General features: G+C 41.8%; 11 protein-coding genes. 1 reads left to right on the top strand and 10 read right to left on the bottom strand.

Annotated elements, in window-relative coordinates:
* Positions 1-98: 98 nt before the first annotated feature.
* The 9 genes from H5182_RS08690 to H5182_RS08650 form a co-directional block, all read right to left on the bottom strand.
* Positions 99-2,492: a flagellar hook-length control protein FliK gene (locus H5182_RS08690; RefSeq protein ID WP_182759891.1), complete on the bottom strand. Its 2,394-nt coding sequence runs from the start codon at positions 2,490-2,492 to the stop codon at positions 99-101.
* Between the two features lie 128 nt (positions 2,493-2,620).
* Entirely contained in the window at positions 2,621-3,067 is a 447-nt protein-coding gene (gene fliJ / locus H5182_RS08685) for a flagellar export protein FliJ (protein WP_145239397.1), read from the bottom strand.
* A complete protein-coding gene (gene fliI / locus H5182_RS08680; RefSeq protein ID WP_145239400.1) occupies positions 3,067-4,401 on the bottom strand; it encodes a flagellar protein export ATPase FliI in 1,335 nt (444 codons plus the stop codon). Before fliI ends, fliJ begins: the two co-directional genes overlap by 1 nt.
* A gap of 18 nt (positions 4,402-4,419) precedes the next feature.
* Positions 4,420-5,238, bottom strand: a complete 819-nt coding sequence (fliH, locus tag H5182_RS08675; protein WP_182731010.1) for a flagellar assembly protein FliH — start codon at positions 5,236-5,238, stop codon at positions 4,420-4,422.
* A 3-nt stretch (positions 5,239-5,241) separates the two neighbouring features.
* The gene (fliG, locus tag H5182_RS08670) at positions 5,242-6,282 is read right to left on the bottom strand and encodes a flagellar motor switch protein FliG (RefSeq protein WP_145239407.1); all 1,041 of its coding nucleotides are present in this window, start codon (positions 6,280-6,282) and stop codon (positions 5,242-5,244) included.
* Positions 6,275-7,990, bottom strand: coding sequence for a flagellar basal-body MS-ring/collar protein FliF (gene fliF, locus H5182_RS08665; RefSeq protein WP_145239410.1), 1,716 nt, complete (start codon positions 7,988-7,990; stop codon positions 6,275-6,277). Before fliF ends, fliG begins: the two co-directional genes overlap by 8 nt.
* A 20-nt stretch (positions 7,991-8,010) precedes the next feature.
* Positions 8,011-8,343 (bottom strand): flagellar hook-basal body complex protein FliE, encoded by a 333-nt coding sequence (gene fliE / locus H5182_RS08660; protein WP_145239413.1) that lies wholly within the window; start codon positions 8,341-8,343, stop codon positions 8,011-8,013.
* Positions 8,344-8,521: 178 nt separating this feature from the next.
* Positions 8,522-10,000: a sigma-54 dependent transcriptional regulator gene (locus H5182_RS08655; RefSeq protein ID WP_182759890.1), complete on the bottom strand. Its 1,479-nt coding sequence runs from the start codon at positions 9,998-10,000 to the stop codon at positions 8,522-8,524.
* Positions 9,997-11,109, bottom strand: a complete 1,113-nt coding sequence (locus tag H5182_RS08650; RefSeq protein ID WP_145239418.1) for a PAS domain-containing sensor histidine kinase — start codon at positions 11,107-11,109, stop codon at positions 9,997-9,999. Before H5182_RS08650 ends, H5182_RS08655 begins: the two co-directional genes overlap by 4 nt.
* A 140-nt stretch (positions 11,110-11,249) precedes the next feature.
* Between H5182_RS08650 and H5182_RS08645 the strand changes: the two genes are divergently transcribed.
* Entirely contained in the window at positions 11,250-11,837 is a 588-nt protein-coding gene (locus tag H5182_RS08645) for a DNA-3-methyladenine glycosylase I (protein WP_182759889.1), read from the top strand.
* A gap of 419 nt (positions 11,838-12,256) precedes the next feature.
* Here the strand turns inward: H5182_RS08645 and H5182_RS08640 are convergent, their stop codons facing one another.
* The gene (locus H5182_RS08640; RefSeq protein WP_182759888.1) at positions 12,257-13,693 is read right to left on the bottom strand and encodes a sigma-54 dependent transcriptional regulator; all 1,437 of its coding nucleotides are present in this window, start codon (positions 13,691-13,693) and stop codon (positions 12,257-12,259) included.
* Between the last annotated feature and the right edge of the window lie 130 nt (positions 13,694-13,823).

Below are 13,823 nucleotides of genomic sequence, written 5' to 3'. Positions count from 1 at the left end.
CTTTCCTTTATGCCTTAATAATAGCGATATTACGAGTGTCACCGCGCACCATCAAGTTATTTATTTTTATAGTCTTATACCTCATATAATAGCAGGTGTTAGGCATAGTAATCTATTGATGATGAAGATTGTTGCCCAGAGCCTCGAATTGGTTGCTGAGTTAATGCACTTTCCTCTTCATTTTGTTGCTGATTTGCCTGTTGACCACGACCATTTTGTTGTCCGTCACCACCAGTATCACTTTGACTATTTCCCTGCTGGATACTGCTTTCACCCAGTTCAATTCCCTGCTGTGCTAACATTTCTCGTAATCTCGGCATTGATTGCTCAAGAGCTTCTTTGGCTTGCTGATTTTGTACCACAAAGTTAATTTGAGCTTGTTCTGCATCGCTACGAATACGAATTTGCATACTACCCATTTCTGGCGGATCAAGACGTATTTCAGCTTCTTTATTATTGATACTTAGTAATGCACTCACTCGTTCTTGTAGTAATTTGGCTGCATCACTTTTCATGATATTCAATGCTTGTAACACAGTTGGATCAAGATTTATTTGTCTTGTCTGTGATGTAGGGCTCGCTTGCTGGGCATGCATTACTTGCATATCTGCCAAAGCTTGTTGATAGCTTTGCTCACTCCCTTCTACAGCCGAGGCTGTCGTAACCGCAGTGGTTAATCCGGTGAGCTGGCCAAACAATTGATTTACACGTGTCAATGTGTTGTCGCGCACAGGGCTTTGCTCTGCTTTAATATTTTCAGCAAGTTGCTCACTTTTTAGAACATTATCTTGCACTGCCAGTTTCACTTCTTGCTCTTTGCTCGCGGCCTTTATAAGTGCATCTTGTGGCGCAGATACTTTATTTGTATCTGATTTAGCGGTGTTGCTATTGGTTGTTGTAGTGCTTACTAAATTATCTGTCATTGACTGAACCGTCAATTGAGCTTTTGACTCAGTCTTTTTTTCAATACTCTCTGGCTGAGCTAATTCTGCAATAGCCGTATTGATCTGATTTAATAAAGCCCCCTTAGGCTGCTCAGTGCTCACAAAATTTTGTAATTGCTGGCTCAATGCCTGCTTTTGTACAGGACTCAACAGCGAAATATCTTTACTTAGTTGGGTTAGCTCTGCCGTGTTCATTGTCGCAACTGCCGTGGTAGGTTTTGCAACTTCTTTACTATTAAGCTCTACAAATTCAGCCAGCATTTTTTTTAAGTCAGTTACGTTAGCCGGTGATGGATCTTGCTGACGAATGACATCAACTTGATTTTGTAGCTGTTTTTGCTGCTCTGGTGTTAAGCTCGCCAACAATGGGTGTTCATTTTTTTGTACTGTAGTTGGTGAGTTAAGCAATACCTTACTGATTTGCTCTAATACAGCACTGTTACTATGCTTTGCCTGTGTAGCTGCTTTTTCAGCTACATCAGTTTGAGAGCCAATCGTAGTGGTTGATTCCACACCTTTAACTACTGGTTCTGCCTTTGAAGCAACGTCCATTGCTACTGCAGTAGCACTTGTGGTTGCTTGTTTGGCGTTAGCAGTAACGTTAGCTACAGTTGCTTGCGCATCTGCAGTTAACGCTGCACTCTGTTGAGGTTTTTCTTGCTGAGCAATCCTTGTGTCCGAATCTTTAACTAATACTTCACTTTCTTGTGGTTTAACTTGTTGAGCAAGCGTTACGTCCAAACCTTTAGCTAATACTTCACTGTTTTGTGGCTTACCTTTGCTTGTATTTTCAGCAATATTTATTTGAGCTGTTTCATTGCCAACTTCCCCACTCTTTAAGGTAGCTGCAGCTTGTTGGTTTGTTGGCTGCATTGTCATCGCTTTATTTTGCGATATCTCTTTTGCCACTTGAATATCATCAATAATAGGAGTCACAGCATCATCAGGAGGGGTGTTTCCCTTCAGTTGAAGCTGTTTATCAATCGCCTCTGCCAGCACCGTTTTTTCAGTAAGTAGCGTTGGTTTTAGTTGTTTATCGACTAGTTGTGCAATAGGATCATCAGTGGCAGGAGTGTCTGTATCAATAATAGGCGTAACATCATCAATTGGACGAGGTCCAGTGACTTTAATAAGCTTCGGATCTATTTTTTCTTCACTGTATTTACCCAACGTTGAAAGTAATGAGGCATTTGCAACAGTTGGCGTATTATTTACCCGAGTGTCCATATTGTTGGCTGCCGTGATCTGAGCAAGCATTGCATCACCAGACATATCATCACCTGACATCGTTTTCTCATCACTGCTGTCAGTGGGCGTTTTTTGCGCTTTTTCAGCAGCAACTTCGGCTTCACTTGCAGCTGACACAGCGCCAGATGAGTTAACTTTCATGGGTGTTTCTGCAGCATTATTAGCGTTTTGTAACTCACTAAAGAAATCACTATCGGTGCTTTCTTTACCTGTTGCCGCACTGCCTTTGGCACTGTCTTTTTTATTTAACTGAACATCCTGCTCAGTTGAGATAAACACTGAAAGATCACTAATAGCCATAATTCACCTAGATTAAAAGTGGCAATTTGCCGCCGCAGTTTGCCAGAATAAATACTTCATACGTTAAACAAGCAAATAATATGCCTAAGCTAATTTTAATAAATAAATAATGCTATTTTGGGCGATGACTATAGAGCGCGACGTCTTTGATAAAATTGATTTGCAGAAAATTCATCAAGCATTTTTTGTTCATTTTTTTGTGCGATTACATTCGCTTTAAGCTGCTGTTTTTCTATTAATTTAGCAACGGCTTTAGCTTTAATCTGCTGTTTCAGCCATAAACTTTGTCGTTGTGAAACAACTTGTTTAGCAGTACTGACGGTATTGGCTTGTTGACGAATAGCTTCTTCTATTTTGGCTATAAAAGCATGGTATTGACTAAACCCTGCACTACTTAAACCAGACTTTCCTTTTAAATGTAATTGCTGAGTATACTCCAAACGAAAGTTATTCAAGCCTTGCAATTTTTGTTGATTGCCTTGCAAGTTTTGCTGCGCTTGTAAATAATTTATCCGTAAAGTTTCTTCTTTATCATTTTCTATTTTCAGCAATAGATTGAGCTTATTTGTTGCCATTATGCTTGTCCTAATAATTGCGCAAGCCCTTGTAGGCCATCATCATAGCTAATCACATCTTTCATGCCTTGTTGTAGAAATGCATTCACTCTTGGCATCATATTAATGGCCTGATCAAGCATTTGGTCGGTGCCTTTTTGATAAGCACCTAAAGTAATCATATCTTTATTTTGCTGGAACATTGAATACACTTGTTTTAACACTCGCGCTTGTTGCATGTGTGCTTCTGAGACAACTTGTGGCATCACCCGTGAAATCGATTTTTCTATATCAATAGCAGGATAATGACCACTGTCAGCGAGCTCTCTGGATAACACGATATGACCGTCTAAAATGGCTCGCGCCGCATCAGCAATCGGATCTTGCATATCATCCCCTTCACTCAGTACAGTAAAAAACGCTGTGATAGAGCCTTGCCCTTCGCCGCCATTACCAGCACGTTCCACCAGCGCGGGTAGCTTTGCAAATACTGAAGGCGGATAACCTTTAGTCGCCGGTGGTTCACCAACCGCAAGCGCTATTTCGCGCTGAGCCATGGCATAACGCGTTACAGAATCCAGTAGCAATAAAACATTTAAGCCTTGATCGCGAAAGTACTCCGCGATAGTTACCGCACTTTCACAACCTTTTAATCGCATTAATGGCGATGCATCGGCGGGAGCAGCAACTACGACAGAACGCTTACGCCCTTCCACACCGAGTATTTCTTCGATAAATTCTTTTACTTCGCGGCCACGCTCCCCCACTAAACCAACAACTATTACATCAGCTTCTGAGCCTCGGGTCATCATACCCAGTAATACCGACTTACCCACGCCTGAGCCTGCAAATAGCCCCATGCGCTGGCCTTGGCCAACAGTTATCACTGAATTAATAGCGCGTACGCCAACATCCATCGGCTGCGTAATTGGTCGTCGAGATAATGGGTTAATTGAATTTTGTGCAAATTTTAAGTAATGCTCTGCTTTAATAGCTCCAAGCCCATCCAACGGACGCCCTAAGCCATCAACAACACGACCAAGTAAACACATACCAACAGGCAGTCCGGTATCATTTACTTGTGGGATCACTCGCGCTCCAGGTAGTACACCAGAAATATGGTCATTTGGCATCAAGTAAAGCGTCTGATCATTAAAACCAACAATTTCAGCATCAACAAAACCATGCATGGTTTCAATTTTACATTGGCTGCCAACTGGCGCGCGTAATCCTTTCGCCTCTAATGTTAACCCTACAACACGGGTTAAAATTCCCGCAACAGCAGGCGTTGGGCTATGAATATGTTTTTGATACTGTTGTAAACGTTCACTTAATGGGCGTGGTTGAGAACTCATTGCAAACCAAAAATAGCGTTAGATACCACTACTATGCAAAAAACTATCCAACGTTTCTTTGACGCGGGTTTTTATAGTCATATCAATAGATGACTGAGGTGTTTTTACTTGGCAACCGCCGCGATCTAAAGTCGGCTCTGCAACTAACTGCCAATGGTTTTCAGCTAGTGCAGCTTCACCATAACTATTTTTAACCAGTTCAATGTCTTCAGGATGTAAATGAATACGCACAGTTTGCTGCTCATTGGCTAACGCATCGATACACTGCTTTAAACTTTGCAAAATGATTTCAGGGGAGGTTTTAATTTCTTGATAAACTAGCGCTTCGGTTAGCATTACGGTTAACTGTACAAGTTGCTTTTCGGCGTCATCATCGACTTTAGCTAATGGTGCTGACAAACTATCCAACAATGCTTTTAGACCCGTTAGCTGTTCTTCAATCAGTGGTTTTACTTCTTCTTGACCTTGTGTTTTACCAAGCTCAATGCCTTCTTTATAACCGGCTTCTTTTCCCTCACCTACGCCTTTTTCAAAACCATCAATATAACCCTGCTCGTGGCCTTGTTTTAAGCCTTCTTCGTAGGCATCTTGACGAATTCGTTCCAGCTCAGCCATTGTTAACGAGGGCAGCTCAGGCTCTTCGGGCTCTAGTGCTTGTTCACTTTCTTCAAGCTCTTTACGATATAAATCGGCCAGCGGTGTACCAAACGCCGTTGAACGACCATCGAATTTTCGAGTGTCTTGCGTAACATCTGGAATTGGCCAGTTTTCTAATAACTCATCAACTGCTTCACTGGCTCGTAAAGGACGACCTTGATATTGAGTAGGTTTGCTCATGGTTTACAAGAACTCCTCACCACCACCACCACCAAGCATAATTTCACCTGAATCAGCGAGACGACGTGCCGTAGATAAGATCTCTTTTTGCGCGGCTTCAACTTCGCTGATCCGCACAGGTGCCATTGCTTCTAAATCATCAGCAAGCATCTCTGCAGCCCGTTTTGACATATTGCCGAGGATTTTCTCTTTCAATGCATCATCAGTACCTTTGATGGCTTTCATCAGTACATCTTGTTGGACTTCTCGCAAGATAGCTTGAATACCACGATCATCAACATCCATTAAGTTTTCAAATACGAACATTAAATCTTGGATTTGTTGCGACATCTCTTCGTCATGCTCACGGATAGAATCCATCAACTGACCTTCAATATTAGTATCGAGGTAGTTCATGATATCTGCCGCCGCTTTCAAGCCGCCCATTTTTGCAGCTTGCGCACCAGCTTGTCCGGCAAATTGTTTTTCCATTATCTCGTTCAACTCTTGTAAAGCCGCAGGTTGAACTTCTTCAAGGTTGGCGATTCGCATGGTTAAATCTAAGCGCACTTTTTCAGGAAACTGCGCTAAAATTTCGGCCGATTGCTCAGGCTCCAAATACGATAAAACGATAGTTTGTATTTGCGGATGCTCATTGCGAATAATATTGGCAACCTGCTTTGAGTCCATCCATTTCAATGAATCAAGACCCTTGGCACCAGATCCCATAACAATTTGATCTATCAGGCTTGCCGCTTTATCTTCACCAAGTGCCGCAGTAAGCGCTTTTTTGATAAAATCTTCTGATTGGAAGCCAATCGTACTAAAGCTTTGTATTTGTTCTATAAATAAATTGTGCACGGCACTGATTTTGGCTTGCGATAGATCATCTATCGCCGCCATTGCCATACCCACTTTTTGCACCTGTTTAGGTTCAAGGTGCTTTAATATTTGCGCTGCATCTTCTTCGGATAAGCTTAGCAATAAAATTGCGGCTTTATCTACACCGTCTAATTTATCAACATCAAACGCTGCTGGCAGTTGTTTTTGTTCTTGATCAGTCATCTTCAGTTAACCACGCTTTCACAACTTGTGAGGAGAGTTCTGGCTCATTTGCTACTAAGGCACGAACAGCTTTTAATAAGTCTTCATCGCCATGTAGGTCTGGTAACTGTAGTGTACCATCACTTGAGAAGCCAACCGAAGCAGAATCAAAATCTTTATTTAGCATATCTAGGGTGTTATCACCAATATCTACACCAGAACTAAGCGCATCATCATCATACTCTTCAAGGGTATCATCTGGGTAAATCAAGCGTTTCAGCATAGGTTTAACCACCGCCATGATTAGCACTATAATAACCAATGCGCCAAGCACTAAACGCACAACTTTCATAAACCAGTTTTGTTCCCACAGTGGCACTTCAATAGCTAAGTCCATCGGTTCACGTACAAACGGTACTGTCACTACTTCTAATGCATCACCACGCTGTAAGTCAAAACCCACACCACCTTGCAGTAAACGACGAATATTTGACAGTGCTTCAACTGAGCGAGGCTCCATAGTCGTTTCACCATTTTCACCCACTTTTGCCACATAATCGACTGCCACAGACACACTAATTCGACGAATAACACCACTTTGCTGACGTGTGTGGGAGATAGTAGTATCAAGTTCATAGTTACGTGTCGCTTCTTTGTGAGTGCGACTGGGTGATGAACCAGAGCCTGCACCACCTTGACCGGCAATTTCAGGAATATTTGAATCTGTTGGAGGCTGATTTGTCAGCGCGCCAGGAATACCGATAGCTAACCCGCCGATGTTGTTTTCTTCAAAGGTGGTTTCACTGCGTACCGCCGGTAAATCAGGGTTGTAGCGTTTTTGAGTTTCTTCAATCGCACTAAAGTCCATACTTAAATCGACTTGTGCAGTGTAGTTACCCATACCAATAACTGGCATTAAGATACCATCTATTTTATCTAGATATTCTTGTTCACGTTTACGTTCAATATCGTATTCTTTGCGTGAGCGAGCAGCTAACGCACTTTGCGATCCTGAATTAAGTAATCGGCCATTTTGGTCTGTTACAGTTACTCGTGACGGCTCTAAACCTTGCACTGCTGAACCAATAATATCAACAATGGCGTCCACTTCTTCACTACCGAGCATACGACCACGTTTTAAAGTTAATACCACTGTTGCGGATGGTTTTTTCTCACGACGAGCAAAAACATTTTCTTTCGGTATTGCCAATAATACTTTAGCACGCGTGACATTTTGTAGTTCCTCAATCGTACGCGCTAGTTGTTGTTCACGACCATGCTTTAAACGTTCACGCTCTAAACGCTGACTAACACCAAAACCCATATCTTGCATGATAATATCAGTACCCGAGTTCGGCGCTTGCTCAATACCTTCGCGGGTCATTAACAATTTAATATTTTGATATTCATTTTCAGGAACAGAAACCACATTGCCATCAAGTTGATAGTCAATTTTTTGTGCATCTAAAAAGTCGAGCGTTTGAATTAGCTCTTCCGTTGGCATTTTTCCAAGTGGACGCATATCTGGTTGACGTGCCCAAATAATCACAAAAATAGCAATCGCTAAACAAATCGCTAATGCAATAATTAGAGTAACCTGACGCAATACATCAACGCCGTTTAATGCACTTAAATAGCCTGACTTTTGTTCTTGTTGATCGTCATTATCAGTTTGGTCGATACCGCCGCCGGCCAAAGCAAGATCTGTTGATTGATTAGATTGCGCCACAATAATTCTCCACTACCTAGTTAAACAGGCATGTTCATGATTTCTTTATAGGCTTCTACAAGTTTGTTACGAACTTGCACCGTAGCTTCAAAGGCAACTGACGATTTTTGTGATGCGATCATTGCATCCGCTAATGACACATTTCGATCGCCCATTTCAACCGCTACGACTTTTTGTTTCGCATCAGCTTGAAGGCCATTCACTGTATTGAGTGCATCACTTAACAAATCGCCAAATTGGGCGCTCGAAGTAGGCTGCGCCTGCGTCGGTAATTTGTTTACTTGATTACTACGACCAGCTTCGAGAGCCATAGATTGCATTTCTTGAAATAATGCGCTGTTTTGAATTTTCATAATTGTCTCTGACGATGCAGTTTACTAATAACTTAATAAAGCACAAAGCATGCCAACTAATAAAACAATAAATATCAGAAACTTAAGATTTATTTTAGTTGTCAGAGTTTTGACAAGTTTACGCCCAGCAAGGCTGAGCGTAAATTAAATAGTGAAGGAAAACAAAAATTATAGAGGCTTAAGCAGGTAAGGTGATCCCCAAATCACGCATTTGAGCCAATTTATAACGTAATGTTCGTGGGCTGATCCCTAATGTTTCAGCTACATCTTTACGCTTGCCTTGGCAACGATTTAGGGTTTCTAAAATAATTCTATGCTCTTTATCTTTAAGTTCATCTTTGTAACTTCCCGAATCCAAGCTTGGTAATTCTTCACGCAGCTGATTTCGTTCTGCTGTCGCTTTTATTGCTGGCGCTTGCAGATCATAATAAGCATCATTAGTTGGTGAACTTGTAACCGCCGAAGTCGCCCTTTCTGGCGCTGAATTGACCGGTACTAAACTTGCTGATAAAGCCGCAGTTAGAGGAGTCTGGGTTAAATTTTCAATAAAAATAGCACTTTCGTCAATCATATCACCGTGGCGTAATATCAGCGCACGCTGGATCACATTATCCAGTTCACGCACATTACCTGGCCAAGTATGAGCTAATAATTTTTTCTCTGCCGGTTCGCTAAGTACAGCGATAGGCTCTTTGCTTTTATTGAGATGACGTTCAATTAAATGCTTTGCCAACACGACAATATCGCCTGGACGTTGGCAAAGTGGACGCCACATCAACGGAAATACATTTAATCGATAATATAAATCTTCTCTAAACTGGTGCTTAGCCACAGCCTCTTTTAAATCACGGTTACTGGTAGCCAAAATACGCACATCCAGCTTAATAGTTTTGCGACCACCTAAACGTTCAACTTCGCGTTCTTGTAATACACGTAATAACTTAGCTTGTAGGCCTAAATCCATCTCAGTGATTTCATCAAGTAAAATTGTGCCACCTTGTGCTTGCTCAAATTTACCCGGACAAGCTTGAATCGCACCAGTAAACGCGCCTTTCTCGTAGCCAAATAATGTAGCTTCGAGCATATTTTCAGGGATCGCAGCACAGTTTATTGCGACGAATGGCTGCTCTGCGCGATCTGATTTATCATGGATAAAGCGTGCGAGTACTTCTTTACCTGAGCCACTAGGACCAAGCACCATCACACTGGCATCCGATTTAGCAACCCGACTAGCAAGTTCTAATAGCTGAATACTACTAGGATCAGCGACAATCGGGCCATCAGTTTCTTTTTCTGGCTCAGGTAGATAGCGGCTTACCATATTAAGTAGCACTTCGGGCGCAAACGGTTTGGCCATATAGTCAATTGCCCCTAACCGCATAGCCTCAACAGCATCATCAATAGTCGCATACGCTGTCATCATTAAAACCGGTAGATCAGGGTAATTAAGATTTATGCTGCGCAGTAAATCAAGACCACTCATCGCGCCCATTTGCACATCGCTCACGACCAGCGAAAAGCTGTCTTTTTTAAGTAGCACCATAGCTTGCTCGGCACTGTCAGCCGCAACGCAATCTATTCCAGACATTTCAAGCGTATCAATCAAGGCTTCACGAAGCCCCGCATCATCTTCAACCACTAAAATCGTGTTGTTCATATTGCCTCCGCCGATGTTGACTTTGTACAAATAGGTAACAGTAAACTAAAGCAGGCTCCGCCTTGAGCATTGTTCGTTACTTCAACTCGTCCTTGGTGTGCATTCGCGACTGAACTAACCACAGCTAAGCCTAAACCTGTGCCTTGGCTTCGCGTAGTAAAAAATGGTTCAAATAATTTATCAAGTAAGCTTAAATCGACCCCAGGGCCATTATCACTTACAGTAATACACACTAGCTCGGGGTCACTCGCATCCCGCTGCGCACTTAATTGAACGAGTGCATTACTGCCAATGACTTGAATACTATTGTGAATAAGGTTTTGAATGGCACTGGCAAGCGCAGTTTTATTGCCCATTATCTCGATATCAGGCTCAGGTAAACTGACCTGAAGTTCACTATTATTAAGTGCGACCATAGCATCAGCGCCAGTTTTCACTTCAGTTAATAATTGCTGCATGGAAACATGTTCAACAACTTGCTGATCGCCACTTTTAGCGAACAACAACATATCGTTTACTTGGGTCTCGAGATCTTTTAAACGCGACATTAACTTAGTATGAAAATTGCCTCGCGAGCTTTCGGGTAACCGCTTTGAACCTAAATTAGCGGCATACAAAATCGCAGCAGACAGTGGTGTTCGCACTTGATGTGCCAAAGATGCCACCATTTTACCCAGTGCACTTAAACGCTGCATATGTGCAACGCGTGTTTGTAAACGACGCGTTTCTGTTAAGTCAGTCATTAAGATTAATTGCCCTGGCTCTGGCGCTAATGCCGTTATTTCTAACTTAATTAAGCGACCATCTTTGAGCGATACTTCATGACCATCATCTTGTTGGGGCCGAAACGAGCGCTGGATCACACTGAACCACTTTTCACCTTCGAGTGGCTCCCCCAGCATGTCTGTTGCAATTTGATTAGCTTTAGCGATCAAACCGCGACCATCAAGCACCACAACACCCGCAGGCATTGTATCTACTAAATGACTTAACCAACTGGCTTGCTGGCGTAATTCACTTAACTCACCAATGTACTCTTCTTGCAGTAAGCATGGGTTATACTGGGTCGCTGTGATAAATTGTGGTTTTAAGACATTAGCTAAGGCCATAATGCATTCTCGTTTACAGGATCTAACTAGCTAAATGCACAAATTGTACCAACAATTATATTGTTTAATTTCATTTGCTTAGCGTATAAATAACGCGACAAAAAAATGACAAACTAAAATAAGCAAAGCAAGGAGACACTATGAATTCAACAAATTTATGTCGCTGCCCTTGGCTCGATGCCAGTAAAGATGACTATGTTGACTATCACGACAACGAATGGGGTGTGCCTGTTTATGATGATCAAATCTTGTTTGAGTTTATTACTCTGGAATCAGCACAAGCAGGATTAAGTTGGTATACGATTTTAAAGAAACGTGATGGCTATCGTCGTGCATTTTTGGATTTTGACGTGGAAAAAGTCGCACAAATGAACGAGCACGATATCGAACGATTAGTGCTTGATGAAACAATTATCCGTAATCGTTTAAAAATTGTAGCAACTATAAATAACGCCAAACGTTTTATTGAAATTCAGCAAGAGTTTGGCAGCTTCAGTAACTATCAATGGCAGTTTGTAGGTGGTAAGCCGTTAGTGAATGAGTTAGATAAACTTAGTGACTACCCTGCAATTACTGAGGCCTCAACTGCATTTGCAAAAGATTTAAAAAAACGGGGGTTTAAGTTTTTAGGCCCAACCACAGTGTACGCCCATATGCAGGCCTGTGGTATGGTGAATGATCATAGTAATGATTGTTTTAGAAAAGCAGAGATTATTGAAAAATACTAGGTGTTAAGAGCTAGAAAAGTGACTAGGCGCTAGGATCCTAAAATCTAGCTTCTGGGAATTAATGGCTGAAGCCATTTCCTACAAATGCTTAACCCACATATAAGCAGGCTTCAGCCGCGAAAGATTTATATATATTTTTATCTGCTCATTTGCTCTCATTCACTTCTCTTTGTGCAAAAGATCTTTAAATGATTGATCCACCACAGAGAACTCCGAGTTCAAAGAGGAAGGGATTAGGGTCCTAGCCCTTCAGCTCCGTGTAGCGCGCAGCGCCTCGGTGGTAAAAATTAAGTAACTATTTGCAAGCACCGAAATGGTAGGTAGTGCTTTAGCGCGTCAATGAACTTATCACCGTAAACGACGACCACACTCTGTGATTACTGATATTGCGAAGTAAAATATTAGCAACTTAGCACGTGTTAATCTCGTGATAGGTTATATTTTTTCATTTTTTCAACTAAGGTTGTGCGGCGTACACCCAAGATCTCCGCAGCACGCGCTACGACATAATCATAACGCTCTAAGGCCTGAGTGATCAGGCTAATTTCCAGCTCAGCTAAATAATCTTTTAGCTCAATCCCATCGTCGGGTAAAAGGCCTGCCGATGGCTGAATTGCTTCAACTTCTGGCTCATCGTCATAATCACTAAAACCAGTACTGAAAATATCATTAAAAGCATCACGCTCCATAAGCTCTTCAGGATATTGTGGTTCATAAGCATCAACTTCAATATAACGATATTTTGCTGGTAGATCGGGAATATCAACCACTTTATCTGGCAGCATTATCACCATACGCTCAACTAAGTTCGCTAACTCGCGAATATTACCCGGCCATGTATGCTCTTTTAAACTATCAATTGCGCGTTCGGTGAACTTAGCGGTAGTACCACTTTGCTCATTAATACGGCGCATTAACTCTTTTAATAATAATGGAATATCATCAGCGCGTTCTGCAAGAGATGGGTTTTCGATAGGAAAAACATTGAGTCGATAATATAAATCTTCGCGGAAACTTCCTTGCTCTATCATTTTTTCAAGATCACGGTGTGTTGCAGCAATCACCCGCACATCCGCTTGAATTGGTTTTGTACCACCAACCCGCTCATAGCTGCGCTCTTGTAACACTCGTAATAACTTTACTTGCATTTGCAGCGGCATATCGCCAATTTCATCTAAAAAAAGCGTCCCACCTTGGGCAAGTTCAAAACGGCCTTTACGCGCTGAAATAGCACCAGTGAACGCGCCTTTTTCATGACCAAATAACTCACTTTCTAACAGCTCCGCAGGTATCGCCCCACAGTTAACGGGTACAAATGGCCCTGTATTACGTTTTGATAGTAAATGAACATTACGAGCAACCACTTCTTTACCAGTACCTGATTCGCCTAAAATTAATACATTAGCGTCCGTTTTAGCAACTTGTTCAATTAAAAAGCGTACATCTTTAACCGCTTCAGTTTCACCAACTAAGCCATCAAAGGTTTTGTGCGGTTTTGCGTGTTTATGCTCATTTGGTAACATCCGTTGATACTGTTGGCAATCATGCAGTAATTGAGTCGTTACATCATGGTTAAAAGGTTCACAGATAAGGCCAACTACATTGGCAATGCTCAACAGTGGTTTAAGGGTTTCACCAATTAATAGAAATGGTATTGTTGGATGGCGCTTGATCACGCTCTCATGATCTAAACTTTGTAATGCGCCGAGGATCACCATACATGACTGCTTTTGGTATTTTTCACATTCTTGTTCAAGGCTTGCATCATCAAGCAGTTGCACTGCCTCACCAATAAAGGTAAGCGCAGCATGTAAACCAATCGCACGATTATTATTATTATCTAAGATCAAGATCATTATTTAGCGAACCACAGTTACTACAAGCTATTAATAATTTAAATTGTAAGCGAGTTTGGGAGGGATGCAAGCACTAAGCGGCAGTTTTTTGACAACCATGCCAAAAAATAGACGCTTAGCTAATTGCAAG

Source organism: Pseudoalteromonas sp. SG44-17, from assembly GCF_014164235.1.
GTDB classification, from domain to species: Bacteria; Pseudomonadota; Gammaproteobacteria; order Enterobacterales; family Alteromonadaceae; genus Pseudoalteromonas; species Pseudoalteromonas rhizosphaerae.
This window is presented reverse-complemented; position numbering and strand designations above follow the sequence as displayed.